The organism is Ruegeria sp. BHSB064, from assembly GCF_059613205.1.
In genome coordinates this window covers 39,230-59,872 of record NZ_JBXWSB010000017.1, presented here as the reverse complement: position 1 = coordinate 59,872, position 20,643 = coordinate 39,230, and the positions used below count along the sequence as shown (strand labels likewise).

Genomic DNA, 20,643 nt, shown 5'->3' with positions numbered 1-20,643 from the left:
ACCCCGTTTTATGGCGAGGCCGGTGGTCAGATTGGCGATACGGGCGAGTTGCGTCGTGTCGATGACCGTGATGACCTCAGCCGGGTGGAGGACACCAGGAAGTTTGCCGATGGCAAAGTCTATGCACATAAGGTGACAGTGGAGAACGGCAGCTTGTCCAAAGGCGACGCGGTTGAACTTGAGGTGGATCACGCCCGCCGTTCCGCTATTCGCGCCAACCATTCGGCCACCCACCTGCTGCACGAAGCGTTGCGGGAAGCGCTGGGGGATCATGTGGCGCAGCGTGGCTCGCTGAATGCTGCGGATCGTCTGCGGTTTGATTTCAGCCATTCCAAAGCGTTGAGCCTTGAGGAAATCCAAAAAGTCGAGCGCGAGGTGAATAGCTTTATCCGTCAGAACTCGACCGTCGAAACCCGGATCATGACGCCTGACGATGCGCGTGAGCTTGGAGCCCAAGCCTTGTTTGGCGAGAAATACGGCGACGAAGTACGTGTTGTCTCGATGGGCAAGGCCCCAACCGGCAAGGGGCAGGATGGCGAAACCTGGTCGATCGAACTGTGTGGGGGTACGCATGTGCGCCAGACGGGGGATATCGGCACGTTTGTGGTGCTGGGTGACAGCGCCAGCAGTGCCGGTGTACGCCGGATCGAAGCGCTGACCGGGGATGAGGCGAACCGTTACCTTTCGGCTCAGGATCACCGGCTTGCGCAGGTGGCGCTGGAATTGAAGGCGCAACCGGATGACGTGGTCGCTCGGGTGAAAAGTTTGTTGGACGAACGCAAATCCTTGCAAAACGAGGTCGCTCAGCTGCGTCGCGATTTGGCAATGGCAGGCGGCGCCGGGCAGGGTGGTGGAACTGAAGCGCGGGATGTCAACGGCGTTAAGTTCCTGGCACAAGCCCTGAGCGGTGTGTCGGGTAAAGACCTTCCAGCGCTGATCGACGAACATAAAGCCCGCCTTGGAACAGGCGCTGTTCTGCTCATCGCTGACACAGGTGGAAAGGCTGCGGTCGCAGCCGGTGTGACCGACGACCTGACTGGGACCGTTTCGGCGGTGGATCTGGTCAAAGCGGCGGTGATCGAGCTGGGCGGCAAAGGCGGCGGCGGCCGACCTGATATGGCCCAAGGCGGCGGCAAAGACGCGTCGAACGCAGATGCCGCGATAAAAGCCGCAGAACAGGTATTGGGAGGATAAGATGGCTGCACTCTGGATTGCACATGTCACGGTCACGGATGCTGAGGCCTATGGGAAATACGCTGAGCTGGCCGGACCAGCCATTGCCAAGCACGGCGGTGAGTTCATCGCTCGGGCTGCGCGGTATGTTCAGTTGGAAGGCAAAGAGCGGCCGCGCAACGTAGTCGCCCGGTTCCCAACGTTAGAATCAGCAGTCGAATGCTATAATTCCGATGAATATCAGCAGGCGTTGAATCACGCCCGCAATGCCAGCGAAAGAGAGTTGGTCGTGGTCGAAATCACCGAATAGGTGAAGACCAAAAGGCCGCTTGGCTGATTTCAGCGATTTTCAGCTTACACATGACGCGCGCATCTGAAAAACAGCCTGCATTTGCGGGCTGTCTTCATTTCTATTAAATTTCCGACTCTTACGGTTGTTTCTTTATGTTCACCCACTGACGGTTTCGCAAAATTGTGGCGGTCCTTTCTCAATTCCTGCTCGAAATTGTCAAAATCGGGAACGAATTTTCGCCCTTTTTCATTTGCACGTTCTCAGTGATTGCGACTGAGGGCCGTTCAAGGATACCTTCCAGAAGTGGAATATGGTCCTTTGGTATCGGCAGTCGTTCAAACGATACTGTATCGGGGAATGGGCATGACGTCATTGATCAAAACGACCAACAACCAGTTTGCCAAGGCGTTGTCCTCCGCTGCTTGTGTTGTTGGTCTAAGCGCTATGTTCCTGGCATCGCCTTTCGCGGCAACAGAATCCCAGGCCTCTGAAGGTCGCTTTATTCCCGCCGTCGCGTCCTCACCTCCACCTACCGGAGCACGAAACCTTTGCAGTCAGTATCGGTGGGCATGCACGGCGAAACGATCTGCGGCACTGTCCAGTCAGTCTGAAATGCAAATTGTGCAGCAAGTGAATCGGCGGGTGAATGCCTCGACCCGAGAAGTCACAGATCAGTCACAGTACAAAACAAGAGAGTTTTGGGCATTGCCAACGAACAGAGGCGGTGATTGCGAAGACTTTGCGTTGCTCAAGAAACGGGATCTGATCCAAGCAGGCGTTGATCCAAATCGTTTGCTGATCGCTACAGTTCTTGACGCACAGCGTAATTCTCATGCTGTACTAGTCTATAGATCACATCAAGGCGACTTGGTGTTGGACAACCAAACCAACAGAATCAAGCCTTGGTCAAAGACAAAATACCTTTTCCTCAGAATGCAGGATCCGAGCCAACCGCAAAGGTGGGTCGGCGTCTACGGTAAAAGCTAAGGCTAAACTCTCAATTAGCGGTTCAAGAGACAAGCGATGCGGAAACCATAGAGCTGTTCTGCATCAAAGCGGTTTTGATTGATCGAAGCTTATTAAGGAACAGTTTCATGTTCAAAAGGTCGCCGAGTATTTCGGCGACCTTCCTGGTTTCAGTACAGTCGTTTAACGGAGGCCGATTCCGTCACCCGGGTAATCATAGTCAGGATCATGGGGCTCGGGATCGTCTTGCGGATCCGGGTCGCCCTGCGGGTCCGGGTCACCTTGTGGATCGGGATCGCCCTGCGGGTCTGGGTCACCTTGTGGATCAGGGTCCCCCTGAGGTCCGGGATCGCCTTGTGGACCGTCATTGTCCGGCGTGTTGCCGAAGCCACCTCCACCGCCGCCACCGCCGCCTGTGTTGTTATCGTCATTTTCATTTGCCGGACCATCGCCCGCGCGCGTGTCCGTCGACCCGACTGACGCTGTGGGAAGGTCAGTTAGCAAATCAGCAAGCGGAGAACATTCAGCGCCCAACCGTGCTACGATCTCATCAAAATCTGCGCGGCGCTGAATATACCGCAACATGCCAGTGGTAACGGTATCGCAGTCGCACAAGACCGAAGGCGAGCCTGCAGACTGACGGGCTGTTTTTACGGTACACGCTTCGCCTGCAAACGTATCGCTGGCAGGCAAAACAAAAAATGCCGATACGGCAAAAAAGACTGGTAACTTAAGGGAACGAAAAACCATCATTAACTCCTCGGAACTCGGTACCTTTCACGTGCATCGCTATGCACCATTTTAACTGTTATGTGAGTGAACGACGTCACACTTCGGGCACATTTACACCTTTAGATCGACGTAATCGCAAGATGTGCCAGAGGCGAGTGAGTTAAAATTAATGCAAACTAAAGTAGAAAAGCCTATCTTTTCAAGAAAAAGCCGGGCGTTTTGCCCGACCTTTCAAAAATCGTTTTTTGATCCATTGGAAGCAAAAATGCCACAGTTCTGCCATTGTTTCCTGTTGGGTCAGTCACAAGCACAGGTTGTTCAGGCCGATTTGGCCATCCGCTTGCGTTCGTGCGGGTCAAGGTAACGTTTGCGCAGTCGGATTGCGTTGGGCGTCACTTCGACCAGTTCGTCGTCGTCTATGTAAGCAATGGCTTCTTCCAGCGAAAACTGAACGTGCGGCGTAAGACGTACCGCATCGTCTGAACCACTGGCACGCACGTTGGTCAGCTTTTTGCCCTTCAGCGGATTGACCTCCAGATCATTGTCGCGCGAATGCTCTCCGATCACCATGCCCTGATAGACATCGGTCTGCGGACCAACAAACATGCGCCCGCGTTCCTCTAGGTTCCACAGCGCATAAGCTACGGCCTGTCCGTTCTCCATCGAGATCAGAACGCCCGCGCGACGGCCGGGGATCTGGCCTTTGTGAGGCGCCCAGTCGTGGAACACCCGGTTCAGAACGCCAGTGCCGCGTGTATCGGTCAAAAACTCACCATGATAGCCGATCAGACCGCGCGATGGGACGTGGGCGATGATCCGGGTCTTTCCCGCACCAGCCGGTCGCATCTCGACAAGTTCGCCTTTGCGGGCACCGGTAATTTTCTCGATTACTGAGCCAGAATATTCGTCATCCACGTCGATGGTGACTTCTTCCACGGGCTCCAACCGTTGACCGTTTTCCTCGCGAAACAGAACCTGTGGTCGGGAGATGCTGAGTTCGAAACCCTCGCGGCGCATGTTCTCGATCAGAACACCCATCTGCAATTCGCCACGACCAGCAACTTCGAAGGCTTCGCCGCCAGGAGTGTCGGTGATACGGATCGCAACGTTCGACTCGGCTTCTTTCATCAGGCGATCACGGATGACGCGGGATTGAACCTTTTTGCCGTCGCGACCCGCCAGAGGTGAATCGTTGATGCCGAAAGTTACGGTGATGGTTGGCGGATCGATGGGCTGCGCGGGCAGGGCCTCTTCAACCTGTGGGGAAACCAGCGAATCCGCCACAGTGGCCTTGCTCATACCGGCAATGGTCACGATGTCCCCGGCTTCGGCGACATCGATGGGTTGTTGCGCCAGGCCACGGAAAGCCAGGATTTTTGACGCCCGGAAGTTTTCGATCAGTGTGCCATCACGGCTGAGCGCTTTCAGGCTATCGCCCGCTTTCAGGGTGCCGCTTTCCACGCGACCCGTCAGAATTCGACCGATAAATGGATCGCTGCCGAGCGTGGTGGCCAACATGCGGAACGGCTCATCCTTGTGTTCGATTTGCTTGGGGGCAGGGACGTGATCAACGATAAGATCGAACAGGGCGCTCAGATCCTTGCGGGGGCCGTCTAGTTCCATATCTGCCCAGCCGGAACGGCCTGACGCGTACATGGCTGGGAAATCAAGCTGATCATCATCCGCCCCAAGGTTGGCGAACAGATCAAAACATTCGTCCAGCGCGCGATCCGGTTCGGCATCCGGTTTGTCGACCTTGTTCAGAACCACGATCGGGCGCAAGCCAAGGGCCAGCGCTTTGGAGGTCACAAATTTGGTCTGCGGCATCGGACCTTCGGCGGCGTCAACCAGCAGGACAACGCCGTCAACCATGCTGAGGATCCGCTCAACCTCGCCACCGAAATCAGCGTGGCCTGGGGTGTCGACGATGTTGATGCGGGTATCTTTCCACTCGACCGAAGTGGCTTTGGCCAGAATGGTAATGCCGCGTTCACGTTCCAGATCATTGCTGTCCATGGCACGTTCCGCCACAGCCTGATTTTCCCGGAACGCACCGGATTGTTTAAGCAGCTCATCCACCAGAGTCGTTTTACCGTGGTCCACGTGAGCGATGATTGCGATATTGCGCAGGTCCATGAGAGGTCAGCCTTTGAACGGGAAGTTGCCGCGCGCATAACGCGGCGCGGCAAAATATACCAGCCCTAACCGTGGATCAGTGGCCGGCTGTCTTCGAAAACAGGTGAATGATCAAAATTCCAGCCAGAATCATTGTCAGGCCAAGCACCGCAGGCCAATCCAGCTTCTGACCAAACACCAGGAACCCGATGATTGCGATCAGAAAGATTCCCAGCCCGGACCAGATTGCGTAAACGATGCCAACAGGCATGGTTCTGAGGGTCAGCGCCAGAAGATAGAACGCGACCCCGTACCCCAAAACAACAAGGACGGACGGCCAAAACCGGGTGAATTGCTGGCTGGCCTGCAGAGCGGTTGTGCCGATGGTTTCCGCCATCACGGCGAGTAACAGAAACAGATAGGCTTGAGGCATCAGGGTCTCTCGAAGTTATGAGTTTTCTGCGCCTTGAACACAGAACGCACAGAACAGGCAAGCCCGGTCTCAAAATAAAACTTCCGTGGGGTCAGGTATACCTTACTATTCCCGGCTTAGAACAAGTGTAAGATATGCTTCATATTTTATGATTTGTTAATGAGTTTTTTCCGATGACGACATTCGCAAAGTCAGTCATTTTTGTTTCTGGTCTGATAGTGGCACTTGGGTGGCTTGCCGACGGGGGGTCCGTCGAAAATGAGGCAGCCATTGTGGTTCAACAGTTTGATGTTAGTCGTGTGTTCTAAAGCCACTCGGAACTTGAAAGGGAAAAAGGAGCCTTTGGGCTCCTTTTTTCTGTTATGCGTCCAGTGGTGCAGCTTCTTGGCTTTGAAAAAAACCGACGAGCTTGGGGTACAGCCAACTCCAAAGATCTGGCGCTCCGTTTCTGATCGCCGGTCCCACACGCGCTTCGAGTTGAGCAAAAGACACGTTGTATTCGCGCCAGGAGCCGCCACCGTTTTCGAGGTTGGCAATTGGTGTCTGAAAGCGGTCGACTGATTTTGCAAATCGAGCGTCGACACTCTCGCAGGCCTCGAATTCCTGCCACAAGTCCGTGAAAAATTTCTGCTGCGCGTCTGGCAAAAGGCCGAACAAACGCTGAGCCGCCGCTTGTTCCTTTGCTTCCTGCTCGGCATAGTTGACCTGACCGTGAATAGGGTGATCTCCGGCGTCGATTTCGACGATATCGTGCAGAAGAAGCATCTGAAGAACACGATCCACATGAATCTCGGAATGTGCGTGTTCTGACAAAACCCAGGCGTAAAGCATGATATGCCATGAATGCTCTGCCGAGTTCTCTAACCGATCCGCAGCCATAAGGCGCGACGCGCGTATCACCGATTTCAACTGATCTGCTTCGGTCAGAAAGTCGAGCCGCCTTGTAAAGGCATTGTCCTGAGGTTCCGACCCGGTCAGGAGGTCATTTGCGTGGCGGTAGGCCAGTGGAAAGACCTGTGAAAGATAGGCCGCGCGTCCACCGTCCAGATTGGCGCGGGCAATATCCACATGGTCTGGTTTGGGATCAGACGCGCACAGCACCTGAAACAGCGGTTGGCATCGATCCAGAACTTTCGCAAACCGCGCATCTGGTGTCTGGTCAGCCTCGAACTCTTGCCACAAGGACAAAAAGACTTGCGCCTGATCTTCAGGTAACAGCCCAAACAGCTCTGACGCTGCAGTTTGTTCTGCATCCGCCAACTTATCCCAGTCGGTTTCCAAATGGATTGGGTGGTCGCCCACGACGATTTCAACCAAATCATGCAACAGCAACATTCGGATAACCCGATCAATCGACACATCTGGCCCGGCCAATGGGGCCATCACCATGGCCCACAATGCCAGATGCCAGCTGTGTTCGGCAGAGTTTTCGGGGCGGGACTGGTCGAGCAAAACGTTTGCACGCTCGACCGTTTTCAGCATGTCGGCCCGTTTCAGAAACTCAATCTGGGCCGACAAACGATCACTCATTGCTTTTCAATCGCTTTTTGTTTGGAGCGGTGTGCCGCCAGACGTCTGATGACAAACTGTCTGGCCTTGCGTTCGGCCAGGCGTACGCGGATTTCGGTCAGAAATGCCTCTTCCAAAGACTGCGACGCGGCACCCAGTACCTCACCGACTTCGACAAAGAAACGGTCTTCCCCGGTTTCGTCCATAACCTTCATCGTATCTTCGGCCAGTTTGGCCGCAAGAGTTGTGATGGTGTCGGACATCAGCGGGTGTTCTCGGTCAGGCGGCGTTTCACATAGTCGCTGACGTCTGTGATCAGCGTGTCCATGTGTCGATCCTGGAAGAAGTGATCTGCACCTTCAACCTCGTTGTGAGTGATCGTGATGCCCTTTTGCTCGTGCAGTTTGTTCACCAGCGACGTTGTATCTGCCGGAGGTGCCACGCGGTCAGCGGATCCGTTGATGATCAGGCCGGATGAGGGGCAGGGCGCCAGGAACGAAAAGTCGTACATGTTCGCGGGAGGCGACACACTGATGAACCCCGTGATTTCCGGGCGGCGCATCAGCAACTGCATTCCGATCCATGCCCCAAACGAAAACCCTGCGACCCAGCAGTGTTTCGAGTTGTTGTTCATCGACTGCAGATAATCCAGCGCAGAGGCAGCATCGCTTAGCTCACCTACGCCCTGATCATACTCTCCCTGACTGCGGCCCACACCGCGGAAGTTAAAGCGCAACACGGTGAAGCCCATGTTGTAAAAGGCATAGTGCAGGTTATAGACCACCTTGTTGTTCATGGTCCCGCCAAATTGAGGATGCGGGTGAAGCACGATTGCGATCGGTGCGTCTTTTTCCTTTTGCGGGTGGTAGCGGCCTTCCAGGCGGCCTTCGGGTCCGGGAAAAATCACCTCGGGCATGTGTGCTTTGGTCCTGTCTTTTTCGTGCGGGTGCCGGGATATACTTGACGATAATCGTCGGACACCTTAGAACGGTTCTAATTACATTTCACCGCGCATCAGCGCTGTCAGTCGGAGATACGCACTGGCAGCGTCGGCGTCAATGATTTCGCGCAATTCCTGCAAAGAGGGGGCAAAAGATGAAGCTGTCGACCAAAGGGCGATACGCGATGGTTGCCTTGGCGGATATTGCGTTGCAGCCAAGCGACCGGCTTGTGACCCTTGGAGAAATCTCAGAACGCCAGGATGTGTCGCTGCCTTATCTGGAGCAGCTTTTTGTGAAACTGCGCCGGGCCGAACTGGTTTCATCGGTACGCGGGCCGGGCGGCGGGTACCGGCTGGCGCGACCTGCGTCTGAAATCCGCGTGGTCGAGATTTTGGCCGCCGTGGATGAAACGGTTGATGCGTTGCAAAAAGGGGCCGGAGCCTCTGGCGCATCTTCGGGCAGCCGCGCGCAATCCCTGACCAACCGCCTTTGGGAAAGCCTGAGCGCCCATGTCTATGTGTTTTTGCATCAGACGCGCCTGTCTGACGTGATCAAGAACGACCTTGCCCCATGCCCCGCCGTGCCGAGCCTGTTCTCGGTGGTGGACGAGTAATCCGGTGAGGCGACACAGGCATATGAAATTTGTTGGCGAAAAGATGCATCCATGAATCGTGTTTATCTGGATCATAATGCGACGACGCCTCTGCGGCCCGAAGCACGAGATGCGATGATCGCTGCGATGGATGTCTGCGGAAATCCGTCCTCTGTTCACGCCGAAGGCCGCGCCGCAAAGGCGCTTGTCGAACGGGCGCGGGCACAGGTTGCTGCGGCTTTTGGTGCAGATGGGGCAGATATCGTTTTCACCTCGGGCTCGACGGAGGGCGCAGCATTAACTTTGGCTGGGCGTCACCTGCATGGTTCTGCGGTTGAACATGATGCCGTAAGGGCTTGGATCAAAGAAGACCTCTCCGTTTCTGAAACTGGCGAAGTGTTGGTCGCGTCACCCGAAGCCTCGACCCTTCAACTGGCAAATTCTGAGACCGGAGTCGTTCAGACATTACCGCCCGGATTGGCTGTGACAGACGCCACGCAGGCCTTTGGGAAGCTGCCGATTGCGTTCAACTGGATGTATGCCCAGATGGCTCTGGTGTCGGCGCATAAACTGGGCGGCCCCAAGGGTGTCGGCGCGGTTGTTATGAAGCGCGGAACTGACCTGCCAGCTCAGATCAAGGGCGGTGGTCAGGAAATGGGTCGCCGGTCTGGAACGGAAAATGTCATTGGAATCGCGGGTTTCGGCGCCGCAGCTGAAGCGGCAGCACGTGACCTGGCCAGTGGTGTTTGGGAGCAGGTTGAAGAATTTAGAAATATTCTAGAAAACGCTCTTGAGGCTGCTGTAAAATCACCTATTTTTGTCGGGAAAGGGCGGCAACGCCTGCCCAACACCCTGTGTTTTGCCGCCCCCGGCTGGAAAGGTGAAACCCAGGTCATGCAGATGGATCTGTCGGGTTTTGCGGTCAGTGCGGGCTCTGCCTGTTCCAGCGGCAAGGTTCGTGCCAGCGCGGTGCTCACCGCAATGGGATACGACGAGGTGACAGCCAGCAGCGCGATCCGCGTTTCGCTGGGCCCTCGGACAACGAAAGAAGATGTGCTGCGTTTCGCCGAAACGTGGCTTGAGAAAGAGAAAAAGCATCGCGCGCGGGCCGCGTGATTTGACGGAGGGTAAGTTATGGCCGCTTTGGACCAGACCCAGGTGAAAGAGGGTGTCGATCAGGAAACCGTGGATGCGGTACGCGAGGTCGGAACCTACAAATACGGCTGGGATACCGACATCGAGATGGAGTACGCGCCAAAAGGCGTGAACCCGGATATCGTCCGTCTGATCTCGGATAAGAATGATGAACCGGAATGGATGACCGAATGGCGCCTGGCCGCATTTGAACGCTGGACCAAGATGGAAGAGCCCAAATGGGCGATGGTCAACTACCCTGAGATCGACTTTCAGGATCAGTATTACTATGCGCGTCCGAAATCCATGGAAGAAAAGCCAAAGTCGCTGGATGAGGTCGATCCCAAGCTGCTGGCGACTTACGAAAAGCTGGGTATCCCGCTGAAAGAACAGATGATTCTGGCCGGTGTCGAAGGCGCTGAAGATGCGCCAGCCGAAGGCCGCAAGGTTGCTGTAGACGCGGTTTTTGACTCGGTATCAGTCGGTACAACCTTTCAGGCCGAACTGAAGAAGGCGGGCGTGATTTTCTGCTCGATCTCGGAAGCGATCAAAGAACATCCCGAACTGGTCAAGAAGTACCTTGGCACGGTCGTTCCTGTTTCGGACAACTTCTATGCGACACTGAACTCGGCCGTGTTCTCGGACGGGTCGTTTGTGTACATCCCGCCGGGTGTTCGTTGCCCTATGGAGCTGAGCACTTACTTCCGCATCAACGCCGAAAACACCGGTCAGTTCGAACGCACGCTAATTATCGCAGACAAGGGCTCGTACGTTTCTTATCTGGAAGGCTGCACCGCGCCTCAGCGTGATACGGCCCAGCTGCACGCGGCTGTGGTCGAGATCATCGTCGAAGAAGACGCCGAGGTGAAATACTCGACCGTTCAGAACTGGTTCCCCGGGGATGAGAACGGCAAGGGCGGCATCTATAACTTTGTAACCAAACGCGCCGATTGCCGGGGTGATCGGTCCAAAGTGATGTGGACGCAGGTGGAAACCGGCTCGGCCGTGACCTGGAAATACCCGTCGTGCATTCTGCGCGGTAACGAAAGCCAGGGTGAGTTCTATTCGATCGCGATTGCCAACAACTATCAGCAGGCCGACACCGGCACCAAGATGGTTCATCTGGGCAAGAACACCAAATCGCGCATCGTGTCCAAAGGCATCAGCGCGGGCAAGGCGCAGAACACCTATCGTGGTCTGGTCTCGATGCATCCGAAAGCCAAAGACAGCCGGAACTATACGCAGTGTGACAGCTTGCTGATCGGAGACAAATGCGGCGCACACACGGTTCCGTATATCGAGGTCAAGAACAACTCGTCCCGTGTTGAGCATGAGGCGACGACGTCGAAAGTGGATGACGATCAACTGTTCTATTGCCGTCAGCGCGGCATGGACGAAGAAGAGGCCGTCGCGCTGGTCGTCAACGGCTTTTGCAAGGACGTGCTTCAGGCGCTGCCGATGGAATTTGCCATGGAGGCGCAGCAGTTGGTGGCAATTTCGCTGGAAGGTTCGGTTGGTTGATGACGCGCGCGCCTCGCACCCGCATCCAGAAAGGTGATGTGGTGACCTGGATTGGGTACATCTTTCCGGTTCTGGGAGGGTTGCTGGGCGTTGCCTACGTCAATGTCAATCATATGGAGTTCATCAACCCGGTATGGGCGGTGGGCGGAGGGGCAATCCTGGGTTGGATTGCCGCGCGTCTGATCCGCAGAATTCTGGGCTAGGTAATAGACGGGGCCGCGGTGCCCCTTGCGATACGCAAAAGGACAAAACATGCTGGAAATCAAGAACCTGCACGTGCAGCTTGAAGAAGAAGACAAGCAAATTCTCAAAGGTGTGGACCTGACGGTTGAGGCCGGCAAGGTGCATGCGATCATGGGGCCCAATGGGTCGGGTAAATCGACGCTCAGCTATGTTCTGTCCGGTCGTGATGGATATGAAGTCACCGAGGGTTCGGCCACGCTGGACGGTGCAGACCTTTTGGAGATGGAGCCGGAAGAGCGTGCCGCAGCAGGTGTTTTCCTGGCATTCCAATATCCCGTTGAGATTCCCGGCGTTGGCAACATGACCTTCCTGCGGACCGCCGTGAATGCACAGCGCAAAGCGCGTGGAGAAGAAGAATTGTCGGCAGCCGACTTCCTGAAAGAGGTACGCGCCAAGGCGAAAACCCTGAAGATCGATGCTGACATGCTGAAGCGCCCGGTCAACGTAGGCTTCTCGGGTGGTGAGAAAAAACGCAACGAGATCCTGCAGATGGCCATGCTGGAACCCAAGATGTGCATCATGGACGAGACCGACTCGGGCCTTGACGTGGACGCGATGAAGCTGGTGGCCGAAGGTGTGAACGCGCTGCGCGACGAAGGCCGTGGGTTTCTGGTGATCACGCATTACCAGCGCTTGCTGGACCACATCAAACCGGACGTTGTGCATATCATGGCGGATGGCCGCATCGTCAAAACCGGTGGCCCGGATCTGGCGCTTGAGGTTGAAAACAACGGTTATGCCGACATTCTTGCCGAGGTGAACTGATGGCCTTGCCCGAAGTCAAACAATCCGCAACCGAGGCACGGCTGTCTGCGCTGACGATGCCAGACGCTGGCTGCACCCGTGCTGCCCGCGAAGACGCTCTGGCGCGTGTTCTGGAAATGGGTCTGCCAGGGCGCCGCGACGAATACTGGAAATACACTCAACCCGACACACTTGTCGCGCCCGACGCGATCCCCGCTGCAGTGTTTGCCGATGATGAGCCGCTGGTTTTCAGTGAATTTGATCGGCTCAACATCGTCTTCGTAGACGGTGTGTTCAGCGCCGAAGAGTCGGACGACCTGTCGATGGAAGGCGTAAGCATCGACCGTCTCGAAGACATTTGCTGCAAAGACATCCATTGGGCCAAAGACCTGTATGGCGTTTTGGAAGCCCGCGGTCAGTCTCCGGTTCAGCGTCCGTTGGCAGCACTGAACACAGCTTTTGCGTCGGATGGTGTTGCCATTCATGTGACAGGCAAACCGTCCAAGCCAATTAACCTGATCTACCGCCATGCGTCGCCAACGTCAGACGCGATCTTGCATCACGTGGTTCGTGTGGAAAGTGAGGCCGAGGCGACAATTCTTGAAACCGGTCCGGCAGCCTCGCGTTTTAACAAGTGCATGGAGATCGATATAGCTGACAACGGTACGCTGCATCACGTGCGCGCGCAGGGCAGGGACCATGAACGTCGCGCCGCGACCCATATGTTCACGCGTCTGGGGAAAGAGTCAGTGTATAAGTCCTTCACGCTGACGGTAAATGGCGTCCTGACCCGTAACGAGCAAGTCGTTGAACTGACCGGAGATGATGCAATTGCCCATGTGGCCGGTGCCTGTGTTGGAGACGGCGATTTCCATCACGACGACACGGTCTTCATCACCCATGACGCAGTGAACTGCGAAAGCCGTCAGGTGTTCAAAAAGGTTCTGCGAAACGGAGCAACCGGTGTGTTTCAGGGCAAAATCCTTGTAAAGGAAGGCGCCCAGAAAACCGACGGGTATCAGATCAGCCAATCGCTGCTTCTGGATGACGACAGCCAGTTCCTTGCCAAGCCCGAGCTTGAGATTTACGCCGACGATGTGGCGTGCTCGCATGGCTCGACTTCGGGCGCGATTGACGAAACTGCGCTGTTCTACCTGCGGTCACGCGGGGTGCCGACCAAAGACGCGACCAATATGCTGACACTTGCGTTCCTGGCCGAAGCGGTGGACGAAATTGAAGACAGCGCGTTGGCAGAAGCGATTGTCAGCCGTCTGGAGGGGTGGCTCGCCCGCCGCAGCTGATGCCTCTTTCGTCAGATATATTGGCAACATACCGGGGGCCGGGGCGTGTTGTTCGCCGGCTTCTGGATTTGGGGCCACGAGAAGACCGGGCATTGGTATTTGTGATGGGCTTTTGCATCGTCGCGTTTATTGCGCAGATGCCCGGCCTCGCACGCCAAGCGCATCTGGAAGGTGTGGAGCTGAACATGCTGCTTGGCGGTGCGCTTTTGGGTACCGTGTTCATTTTGCCGTTGTTTTTCTACACGCTGGCTTTGGTTTCGCACTGGGCCGCGCGCTTGGTTGGCGGCAAGGGTTCTGCCTATGGGGCAAGGCTGGCTTTGTTCTGGGCGCTGCTATCATCCGCACCACTGGTTTTGCTGAATGGTCTGGTGGCCGGATTCATCGGACCCGGACCTGCTTTGTCAATTGTGGGCATCCTCTGGGTTGCTGTTTTTGTGTGGTTCTGGTTATCCGGTCTCAGACAAGTGCAAAGGTCGGCTGAATGACTATTCCACAACTGGGTCCACTGGTGCTTCTGACGCTCAGGCGCCCTGCCGAGGCGGCCCGTCAGATATTGGCTCTGAATCTGGGACGTGAAGCGGTCTGGCTGAGCTTTTTTCTGGTGGTGGTCTTCAACTGCCTGATCCAGCTCAGCACGGACCTGATCTTTATGGCGCCCGAAGCCCCAGTGAACGCCGAGGCCGAAAGCATCCCGTTCATTCTAATCCGATCCGCTGGTGCGATGCTTCTGAGCGTAGTCGCCTTTCTTTTGGTCGGACGTGTTCTTGGGGGTCGCGCAACGCTTTCCGGCTTGTTGATCCTGATGATCTGGCTGAGCTTTTTGCAAAGCGGCGCGTTGCTGGCCATGGTCCTTTCCAGCGTGACTTTACCCGCTCTGACGCTATTGCTGCTGCTGGCGACATTGGGGTGGAGCCTATACATTACGCTGCATTTTCTGAACGAGGCGCATCAGTTCGGTTCGCTTGGTAAAGCATTTGCCGTAATTCTGTTGGCTGCAATTGCTGCCTTACCCATTGTCCTGATGTTCAACCCAACCGGACCCGTCTAGGAAAAATACCTATGTACGATGTGCAGAAAATCCGCTCTGACTTTCCGATCCTGTCACGTCAGGTCAATGGCAAGCCTCTGACCTATTTGGACAATGGTGCTTCGGCTCAGAAACCTCAGGTCGTCATCGACGCTGTGACGCGTGCTTATGCCGAGGAATACTCGAACGTCCATCGCGGTCTGCACTACCTGTCCAATCTTGCGACAGAGAAATACGAGTCCGTGCGTGGCACCATCGCGCGCTTTCTAGGTGCTTCGAATGAGGACGAGATCGTCCTGAATTCGGGCACGACCGAAGGGATCAACCTTGTCGCTTACGGCTGGGCGATGCCGCGACTTGAGGCCGGGGACGAGATCGTTCTGAGCGTCATGGAGCATCACGCCAATATCGTACCCTGGCATTTTTTGCGCGAACGGCAGGGCGTGGTTTTGAAATGGGTGGATGTGGACGCAGAAGGGGGTTTGGACCCTCAGGCCGTAATTGATGCCATAGGTCCAAAGACCAAGCTGGTTGCAGTGACCCAGTGTTCGAACGTTTTGGGTACAGTTGTTGACGTCAAAGCGATCACCGAAGGGGCCCATGCCAAAGGAGTTCCGGTTCTGGTGGACGGCAGCCAGGGCGCAGTCCATATGCCGGTGAACGTTGAAGAGATCGGCTGTGATTTTTACGCGATCACCGGTCACAAGCTTTATGGCCCTTCCGGGTCAGGCGCGATTTACATCAAATCCGAACGCATGGCCGAAATGCGCCCCTTTATCGGCGGCGGTGACATGATCAAAGAGGTCAGCAAGCAAGAGGTCATTTACAATGACCCACCGATGAAGTTCGAAGCCGGTACGCCCGGTATCGTTCAGACCATCGGACTGGGCGTGGCACTGGATTATATGATGGATCTGGGCATGGCGAACATCGCAGCTCATGAATCCAGTGTGCGCGACTATGCAATGCAGCGACTGACCGGATTGAATTGGCTTCAAGTGCAAGGCACACGCCCGGACAAGGCCGCCATCTTCAGTTTTACGCTCGATGGGGCCGGTCATGCGCACGATGTATCCACCATCCTGGACAAAAAAGGCGTAGCCGTCCGTGCGGGTCATCACTGTGCCGGACCATTGATGGACCATCTGGGCGTCACTGCAACCTGCCGGGCCAGCTTTGGTCTTTATAACACCACGGAAGAGGTCGACATTCTGATCGATGCCCTTGAATTGGCGCATGATCTTTTCGCCTGACTTTGATCTGAAACTGGGTGCGACAGGCACGATTTCCAGTTGCACCCAAACCGGATCAAGGTTAGCTAACGACCAACGCACCTGTAGCTCAGCTGGATAGAGCGCTGCCCTCCGAAGGCAGAGGCCAGAGGTTCGAATCCTCTCAGGTGCGCCATTTTCCTACATGTTCTCAACCGTCTTGGATCGGACCAGTTTTAGGTTTAGCCAGATTTTGAGAACGTCCTCAGACACTCTTATTGAAGTGTAAATTTCTCTATCGGCTCATTTTGCGATACACTTTCCGGATGGGGTTGGTTCGCGTCACCTTTGATGGAGGAAAGAACGTGCAAGTCATCTCTTCAAAAAAATCGTTTTTCGTTGTGGTCATAATAGTAGCGGTTTTGGGCTGTACTGTTGTTTCGGGTTATTCACTCCCTAGCGTTTTGAGCTGGGTTATTGTCGGTGTGGTGCTTGCATTCATCCTTGGCAAGCTGACCGACGACGAGTCAGACAGCGACGATGAAGCAGAGAGCAGCACTGTTTCTACCACTAATGTTGAATCTGACTTAGACAAGGAAAAGACGCGTGAAACTGGCAGCTCGACTGCCGAAACGCCAACCAGCAGCGACTCTGCAGGTGGTGACGCAGGCGGTGCAGGAGGAGATGCAGGAATATAGCAGGTAAAACCAGTCTTCCTGCTACAGCGGTTCAGATAAAAGAGACCCGATTGGTTTGCGCGTTAACCGCGCCAAGTGCGAACAACGCCGCAATCCATGTGGACAAAGTTCGAGCGGTAGTATTGACCGACACCACCTGCACGGCACGACATTGCGGCCTTGGCCATCTGGGAAACCGAGCGGGACGCCAGACGCAGGTCAGCGGCCTGACCTTCCATATGAAGCGACTTTCGAGCGACACGGCGGGAACGGGCGCGCAGCATTGCATTGGTCTGAGGAGAGCGATAGCCGGACAGCAGCATATAGGGTTCGTTCACATCCAGAAGGTTGTGTGATGCCGCCATGATATCAATCGCGCGCAAATCGATGGATTTAACCTGATCCGTGCGCCAATCGCGCATGAAATGGTTCACTTCTTTGACAGCGTCTTTGATATACTTACCATCAACCCAATAGATCATATCCAGCCGTTCACCTGTGCGACCGGAATACATACGAATGCGACGGATATCACCGCCACCTCGCAAAAAGCCTGCTGCGTTGGAGTAGGTTGGGGCTGCCGCAACTGCGGTAGCTGCAAATGCACCCAATAGGGCACGCCGGGTCAAGCCCGAGGAACTGCTCTTGGTCATTTTTGGTTCGTCCCGTACTGTTCCTGCCTGCGCACGATGTTACGCGCGCCGTCTTAATTTTTTCCCATCCCAGATGCGGTTTTTATGACACAATCGGAATCAGTGGCCAAGAAGTGTTTCGGATTCATCATTTCAAGGGGGAAATTTCGGCAGTTTTTTGCGCAAATGACACAGTGCCACTTAGAATTTATGCAACTGTGCGGTTTTTACCAACCGGCCGATGCAAACACGCATCAGACACCACCAGAAGCGATTTGGTAAGGGATTTGTGAATAGACAAGCATTCCCAAGCAAACCCATAGTTGCTTGACGCACATATCCTCAGTTCAATCATTTGAGTATTCAAGGCCCCGTAATGCTTTCTGTTTTCCGCACCAGTACCAGTATCCTTCTCACCGCGTGTTTTGCTGCAACCGCTGGTTTTGCGAACACAACGTCTGCGCCCGAACCGAATACAGCGTTTCAAATGGCGATTGCGGAACACACGCCGCAGGCATCTACAATTGCCGAGTTTTACCGGACGAATGGATTTGCACCGATTTGGGTAGGTGAAACCCCGGAACACATGCAACGCAGGGCCGCGTTGATTGAAGCATTGTCCAAAGCACATCTACACGGTTTGCCTCGGGCAGATGCAACCGTATCGGCATTGATGGACAAGATGGAACAGGCCCGCTCTGTTCGTGACCTTGGAACGGTCGAGGCCGAGCTCAGCCGAGTGTATGTGGAATACGCTGATGCGCTTTATTCCGGCACCGTTGAGCCTGGGCGCGTGGACGATGGTTTGGTACGGGGTGTGGAGCGCCGTAGCGCTGCCGAGCATTTATCGGGGCTGGCGGACCACGGGGTGAAGTATCTGGAACAACTGCCACCGCAAACACGTCAGTATCGCGCGCTTATGAAACAAAAGCTGCAGCTGCAAGCTTTGGTGGATCAAGGTGGTTGGGGGTCAACGGTCCCGGTCGCGAAACTGGAATATGGTGACACCGGGCCGAACGTGGTCAAATTGCGCAATCGTCTTGTGGCGATGGGGTACATGAAACCGTCGGCCAGCCCGTCTTTTGACGATGCGTTGCTGGCTGGCGTTCAGGCCTTTCAAACAGCGCATGGGCTGGAGCCTGACGGTGTTGCAGGCCAGGGCACAATTACCGAGTTGAACCGTCCGGCCTCGGACCGGCTAAAGGCAGTCTATGTCGCGCTGGAAAGGGAACGCTGGCTGCCGCGAGAGCGTGGCGCGCGTCACATACTGGTGAATCAGGCCGATTTCTCGGCCAAGATCGTTGATGACGGGCAGGTCACATTTGAAACCCGCGCGGTGATTGGCAAGAACACACATGATCGCCGCAGCCCCGAGTTTTCGGATGTGATGGAGCATATGGTGATCAACCCGAGCTGGTATGTGCCGCGTTCGATCATCACGAAAGAATATTTGCCGAAACTGCAGTCCAACCCAAATGCTGTGGGTCATATACAGATCACTGACCGCAGCGGGCGGCAGGTTAACCGCGGGGCGGTGGATTTCACTCAGTTCACGGCGCGAAACTTCCCGTTTGCAATGCGCCAGCCCCCCAGCAAAAGCAATGCGCTGGGTTTGGTGAAGTTCATGTTCCCCAACAAGTACAACATCTATCTGCATGATACACCTCAGAAAAACCTGTTCGCGCGTGAGGTGCGGGCGTTCTCGCACGGGTGTATACGCTTGGCGCAACCTTTCGAATTCGCCTATGCGCTGCTGGCGAAACAAGAGGAAGACCCAAAGGCCTTTTTCCATCGTGTTCTCAAGACCGGCAAGGAAACCAAGGTTGAGTTGGATCAACATGTACCGGTGCACCTGATCTATCGCACCGCCTATATCGGCCCGAAGGGCGAAGTGCAGTATCGTCGCGATGTCTATAATCGCGATGCCAAGATTTGGGACGCACTTCAAAAGGCAGGGGTGGCCCTGCCGGACGTTCAGGGGTAAGCACGGGTCAAATCCTGCCAAAAGGAAGCCCGTCATGCAGTTCACCGTTCAACAAATCGCCGACGCCCTGAGCGCTGAGTGTCAGGGCGACACTAGCCTAACGATTGTGCGAGCTGCCGAACCCAGTGACGCGGGCCCCACGGATCTGGCGATGGCAATGTCTCCGAAATATGCTGAGGTTCTTTCCGGTGGAGAAGCGCGCGCAGCGGTTCTTTGGGAAGGGGCCGATTGGCAAGCCATGGGTCTGCGCGCGGCCATCTTTGTCAAACGCCCACGTATGGCCATGGCCGGTATTACTTCGATGCTGGATCGCGGGCAAGGGGTCGAGCCAGGCATTCACCCTTCGGCCGTGATTGATCCGACGGCAGAGATTGGCGCGAACGTTTCTATTGGACCTCTGACAGTTGTTGGTGCACGCGCACGGATTGGAGAAGGTTCCGAAATCGGTGCGCATTGTACGGTCGGCATCGATGCTACATTAGGAAAAGGCGCGTTGCTGCGCGAGATGGTCAGCATCGGTGCTCGGGCGCAGATCGGAGACCGTTTCATTGCGCAACCTGGTGCCCGGATCGGAGGGGATGGGTTCAGCTTTGTCACCCCCGAAGTCTCTGGCGCTGAGAATGCGCGCAAGACCATGGGTGATCAAGGTGAGGCCAAGGCACAAAGCTGGCTTCGCATCCACTCTTTGGGCGCGGTTGAGATTGGCAATGACGTCGAGGTCGGATCCAACTGCACCGTCGACAACGGCACGATCCGCAACACCCGGATAGGTGACGGCTCGAAATTGGATAATCTTGTGCATGTGGGGCACAACACGCGTGTGGGTCGCGATTGCCTTTTGTGTGGTCAAACCGGCGTGTCGGGATCGGTCGAGATCGGCAATAACGTTGTTCTGGGAGGGCAGACCGGCGTTGTTGATAACATCTTTATTGGTGATGGCGTCATTGCCGGTGGCGGCACAAAAATTCTGTCCAACGTACCGGCAGGCCGCGTCATAATGGGCTATCCGGGCATCAAGATGGAAACACATACAGACATCTACAAAGCCCAACGCCGTTTACCGCGCATGGCCCGCGACGTTGAGGCACTCAAAAAGGCTGTTTTCAAACAGTCCCCGAGTGATTAAATCATCCTCAGAACGAAAGTCAGGGGATCGACATGAGCATCAGCGACCGCGTCATCGCAATCATTGCAGAGCAGGCCGTGCTGGAGCCGTTGGACGTCACGCCCGAAAGCACGCTGGAAGATTTGGGTATCGACAGCCTGGGTCTGGTTGAAAGCATCTTTGCGATCGAGGAAGAGTTCGACATATCGGTTCCGTTCAACGCGAACGAACCTGAATCCAATGACTTCGATATCTCGAATGTGGCTGCGATCATTGCCGGGATCGAACAGCTTGTGTCGGAAAAGGTCTGA

The 20,643-nt window shown here is 55.4% G+C and carries 23 protein-coding genes and 1 tRNA gene; 17 read left to right on the top strand and 7 right to left on the bottom strand.

The window, feature by feature from the left end:
* From AC2FNU_RS06515 to AC2FNU_RS06505, 3 genes are all read left to right on the top strand, one after another.
* On the top strand, positions 1–1,194 hold a 1,194-nt coding region (locus tag AC2FNU_RS06515), incomplete at its 5' end, for a DHHA1 domain-containing protein (RefSeq protein WP_496786281.1).
* 1 nt (position 1,195) lies between these two features.
* Positions 1,196–1,483 (top strand): DUF1330 domain-containing protein, encoded by a 288-nt coding sequence (locus tag AC2FNU_RS06510; protein ID WP_496786276.1) that lies wholly within the window; start codon positions 1,196–1,198, stop codon positions 1,481–1,483.
* A 345-nt stretch (positions 1,484–1,828) separates the two neighbouring features.
* Complete coding sequence (locus AC2FNU_RS06505; RefSeq protein ID WP_496786273.1) at positions 1,829–2,452, top strand: transglutaminase-like cysteine peptidase; 624 nt, start codon at positions 1,829–1,831, stop codon at positions 2,450–2,452.
* Positions 2,453–2,614: 162 nt separating this feature from the next.
* On the opposite strand, the gene AC2FNU_RS06500 is transcribed toward AC2FNU_RS06505, so the two are convergent.
* The 6 genes from AC2FNU_RS06500 to AC2FNU_RS06475 form a co-directional block, all read right to left on the bottom strand.
* Positions 2,615–3,181, bottom strand: a complete 567-nt coding sequence (locus AC2FNU_RS06500) for a hypothetical protein (RefSeq protein ID WP_496786271.1) — start codon at positions 3,179–3,181, stop codon at positions 2,615–2,617.
* Positions 3,182–3,481: 300 nt separating this feature from the next.
* Positions 3,482–5,299: a translational GTPase TypA gene (gene typA, locus AC2FNU_RS06495; RefSeq protein ID WP_496786269.1), complete on the bottom strand. Its 1,818-nt coding sequence runs from the start codon at positions 5,297–5,299 to the stop codon at positions 3,482–3,484.
* Between the two features lie 76 nt (positions 5,300–5,375).
* On the bottom strand, positions 5,376–5,711 hold the full coding sequence (locus AC2FNU_RS06490) for a DMT family transporter (protein WP_496786266.1): 336 nt from the start codon (positions 5,709–5,711) through the stop codon (positions 5,376–5,378).
* 360 nt (positions 5,712–6,071) lie between these two features.
* Entirely contained in the window at positions 6,072–7,241 is a 1,170-nt protein-coding gene (locus tag AC2FNU_RS06485) for an HD domain-containing protein (RefSeq protein WP_496786262.1), read from the bottom strand.
* Positions 7,238–7,483: a hypothetical protein gene (locus tag AC2FNU_RS06480; protein ID WP_171089973.1), complete on the bottom strand. Its 246-nt coding sequence runs from the start codon at positions 7,481–7,483 to the stop codon at positions 7,238–7,240. The genes AC2FNU_RS06485 and AC2FNU_RS06480 overlap by 4 nt, the downstream gene beginning before the upstream one ends.
* Positions 7,483–8,136, bottom strand: a complete 654-nt coding sequence (locus AC2FNU_RS06475) for an alpha/beta hydrolase (RefSeq protein WP_170324952.1) — start codon at positions 8,134–8,136, stop codon at positions 7,483–7,485. The genes AC2FNU_RS06480 and AC2FNU_RS06475 overlap by 1 nt, the downstream gene beginning before the upstream one ends.
* 179 nt (positions 8,137–8,315) lie before the next feature.
* Here AC2FNU_RS06475 and iscR point away from each other — a divergent pair, with 179 nt between their 5' ends.
* The 11 genes from iscR (at position 8,316) to AC2FNU_RS06420 (ending at position 16,632) form a co-directional block, all read left to right on the top strand.
* Positions 8,316–8,774: a Fe-S cluster assembly transcriptional regulator IscR gene (gene iscR / locus AC2FNU_RS06470; protein ID WP_171089975.1), complete on the top strand. Its 459-nt coding sequence runs from the start codon at positions 8,316–8,318 to the stop codon at positions 8,772–8,774.
* Between the two features lie 51 nt (positions 8,775–8,825).
* Positions 8,826–9,869: a cysteine desulfurase family protein gene (locus AC2FNU_RS06465; RefSeq protein WP_496786252.1), complete on the top strand. Its 1,044-nt coding sequence runs from the start codon at positions 8,826–8,828 to the stop codon at positions 9,867–9,869.
* A gap of 18 nt (positions 9,870–9,887) precedes the next feature.
* Entirely contained in the window at positions 9,888–11,408 is a 1,521-nt protein-coding gene (gene sufB / locus AC2FNU_RS06460; RefSeq protein WP_171089979.1) for a Fe-S cluster assembly protein SufB, read from the top strand.
* Positions 11,408–11,611, top strand: coding sequence for a hypothetical protein (locus AC2FNU_RS06455; RefSeq protein ID WP_496786246.1), 204 nt, complete (start codon positions 11,408–11,410; stop codon positions 11,609–11,611). Before sufB ends, AC2FNU_RS06455 begins: the two co-directional genes overlap by 1 nt.
* A gap of 49 nt (positions 11,612–11,660) precedes the next feature.
* Complete coding sequence (gene sufC / locus AC2FNU_RS06450) at positions 11,661–12,416, top strand: Fe-S cluster assembly ATPase SufC (RefSeq protein ID WP_480798968.1); 756 nt, start codon at positions 11,661–11,663, stop codon at positions 12,414–12,416.
* Entirely contained in the window at positions 12,416–13,696 is a 1,281-nt protein-coding gene (locus AC2FNU_RS06445) for a SufB/SufD family protein (protein ID WP_496786240.1), read from the top strand. The genes sufC and AC2FNU_RS06445 overlap by 1 nt, the downstream gene beginning before the upstream one ends.
* On the top strand, positions 13,696–14,181 hold the full coding sequence (locus AC2FNU_RS06440) for a YIP1 family protein (protein WP_496786236.1): 486 nt from the start codon (positions 13,696–13,698) through the stop codon (positions 14,179–14,181). The genes AC2FNU_RS06445 and AC2FNU_RS06440 overlap by 1 nt, the downstream gene beginning before the upstream one ends.
* Entirely contained in the window at positions 14,178–14,744 is a 567-nt protein-coding gene (locus AC2FNU_RS06435) for a YIP1 family protein (RefSeq protein ID WP_496786233.1), read from the top strand. Before AC2FNU_RS06440 ends, AC2FNU_RS06435 begins: the two co-directional genes overlap by 4 nt.
* A gap of 11 nt (positions 14,745–14,755) precedes the next feature.
* Positions 14,756–15,976: a cysteine desulfurase gene (locus AC2FNU_RS06430; RefSeq protein WP_496786230.1), complete on the top strand. Its 1,221-nt coding sequence runs from the start codon at positions 14,756–14,758 to the stop codon at positions 15,974–15,976.
* 77 nt (positions 15,977–16,053) lie between these two features.
* Positions 16,054–16,130 (top strand) — tRNA-Arg (locus tag AC2FNU_RS06425).
* A 130-nt stretch (positions 16,131–16,260) separates the two neighbouring features.
* Entirely contained in the window at positions 16,261–16,632 is a 372-nt protein-coding gene (locus tag AC2FNU_RS06420) for a hypothetical protein (protein WP_496786228.1), read from the top strand.
* Positions 16,633–16,694: 62 nt separating this feature from the next.
* Here the strand turns inward: AC2FNU_RS06420 and mepK are convergent, their stop codons facing one another.
* Positions 16,695–17,264, bottom strand: coding sequence for a peptidoglycan L,D-endopeptidase MepK (gene mepK, locus AC2FNU_RS06415; RefSeq protein WP_496786226.1), 570 nt, complete (start codon positions 17,262–17,264; stop codon positions 16,695–16,697).
* Positions 17,265–17,619: 355 nt separating this feature from the next.
* On the opposite strand from mepK, the gene AC2FNU_RS06410 reads away from it, so the two are divergent.
* From AC2FNU_RS06410 to AC2FNU_RS06400, 3 genes are read left to right on the top strand one after another with little or no spacing between them, the layout of a single operon-like run.
* The gene (locus AC2FNU_RS06410) at positions 17,620–19,227 is read left to right on the top strand and encodes a L,D-transpeptidase family protein (protein ID WP_496786224.1); all 1,608 of its coding nucleotides are present in this window, start codon (positions 17,620–17,622) and stop codon (positions 19,225–19,227) included.
* A 34-nt stretch (positions 19,228–19,261) separates the two neighbouring features.
* On the top strand, positions 19,262–20,353 hold the full coding sequence (gene lpxD / locus AC2FNU_RS06405; RefSeq protein ID WP_496786222.1) for a UDP-3-O-(3-hydroxymyristoyl)glucosamine N-acyltransferase: 1,092 nt from the start codon (positions 19,262–19,264) through the stop codon (positions 20,351–20,353).
* A 32-nt stretch (positions 20,354–20,385) separates the two neighbouring features.
* Entirely contained in the window at positions 20,386–20,643 is a 258-nt protein-coding gene (locus tag AC2FNU_RS06400) for an acyl carrier protein (RefSeq protein WP_496786221.1), read from the top strand.

Bases quoted from the DNA above. Each gene is read 5' to 3' on its own strand.
- AC2FNU_RS06430 (WP_496786230.1), top strand. From the start codon at position 14,756: ATGTACGATGTGCAGAAAATCCGCTCTGACTTTCCGATCCTGTCACGT.
- sufB (WP_171089979.1), top strand. From the start codon at position 9,888: ATGGCCGCTTTGGACCAGACCCAGGTGAAAGAGGGTGTCGATCAGGAA.
- AC2FNU_RS06435 (WP_496786233.1), top strand. From the start codon at position 14,178: ATGACTATTCCACAACTGGGTCCACTGGTGCTTCTGACGCTCAGGCGC.
- AC2FNU_RS06440 (WP_496786236.1), top strand. From the start codon at position 13,696: ATGCCTCTTTCGTCAGATATATTGGCAACATACCGGGGGCCGGGGCGT.
- typA (WP_496786269.1), bottom strand. From the start codon at position 5,299: ATGGACCTGCGCAATATCGCAATCATCGCTCACGTGGACCACGGTAAA.
- AC2FNU_RS06510 (WP_496786276.1), top strand. From the start codon at position 1,196: ATGGCTGCACTCTGGATTGCACATGTCACGGTCACGGATGCTGAGGCC.
- AC2FNU_RS06455 (WP_496786246.1), top strand. From the start codon at position 11,408: ATGACGCGCGCGCCTCGCACCCGCATCCAGAAAGGTGATGTGGTGACC.
- AC2FNU_RS06445 (WP_496786240.1), top strand. From the start codon at position 12,416: ATGGCCTTGCCCGAAGTCAAACAATCCGCAACCGAGGCACGGCTGTCT.
- AC2FNU_RS06480 (WP_171089973.1), bottom strand. From the start codon at position 7,483: ATGTCCGACACCATCACAACTCTTGCGGCCAAACTGGCCGAAGATACG.
- AC2FNU_RS06400 (WP_496786221.1), top strand. From the start codon at position 20,386: ATGAGCATCAGCGACCGCGTCATCGCAATCATTGCAGAGCAGGCCGTG.
- AC2FNU_RS06500 (WP_496786271.1), bottom strand. From the start codon at position 3,181: ATGGTTTTTCGTTCCCTTAAGTTACCAGTCTTTTTTGCCGTATCGGCA.
- AC2FNU_RS06410 (WP_496786224.1), top strand. From the start codon at position 17,620: ATGCTTTCTGTTTTCCGCACCAGTACCAGTATCCTTCTCACCGCGTGT.
- AC2FNU_RS06420 (WP_496786228.1), top strand. From the start codon at position 16,261: ATGGGGTTGGTTCGCGTCACCTTTGATGGAGGAAAGAACGTGCAAGTC.
- AC2FNU_RS06465 (WP_496786252.1), top strand. From the start codon at position 8,826: ATGAATCGTGTTTATCTGGATCATAATGCGACGACGCCTCTGCGGCCC.
- sufC (WP_480798968.1), top strand. From the start codon at position 11,661: ATGCTGGAAATCAAGAACCTGCACGTGCAGCTTGAAGAAGAAGACAAG.
- AC2FNU_RS06475 (WP_170324952.1), bottom strand. From the start codon at position 8,136: ATGCCCGAGGTGATTTTTCCCGGACCCGAAGGCCGCCTGGAAGGCCGC.
- mepK (WP_496786226.1), bottom strand. From the start codon at position 17,264: ATGACCAAGAGCAGTTCCTCGGGCTTGACCCGGCGTGCCCTATTGGGT.
- AC2FNU_RS06505 (WP_496786273.1), top strand. From the start codon at position 1,829: ATGACGTCATTGATCAAAACGACCAACAACCAGTTTGCCAAGGCGTTG.
- lpxD (WP_496786222.1), top strand. From the start codon at position 19,262: ATGCAGTTCACCGTTCAACAAATCGCCGACGCCCTGAGCGCTGAGTGT.
- AC2FNU_RS06485 (WP_496786262.1), bottom strand. From the start codon at position 7,241: ATGAGTGATCGTTTGTCGGCCCAGATTGAGTTTCTGAAACGGGCCGAC.
- iscR (WP_171089975.1), top strand. From the start codon at position 8,316: ATGAAGCTGTCGACCAAAGGGCGATACGCGATGGTTGCCTTGGCGGAT.
- AC2FNU_RS06490 (WP_496786266.1), bottom strand. From the start codon at position 5,711: ATGCCTCAAGCCTATCTGTTTCTGTTACTCGCCGTGATGGCGGAAACC.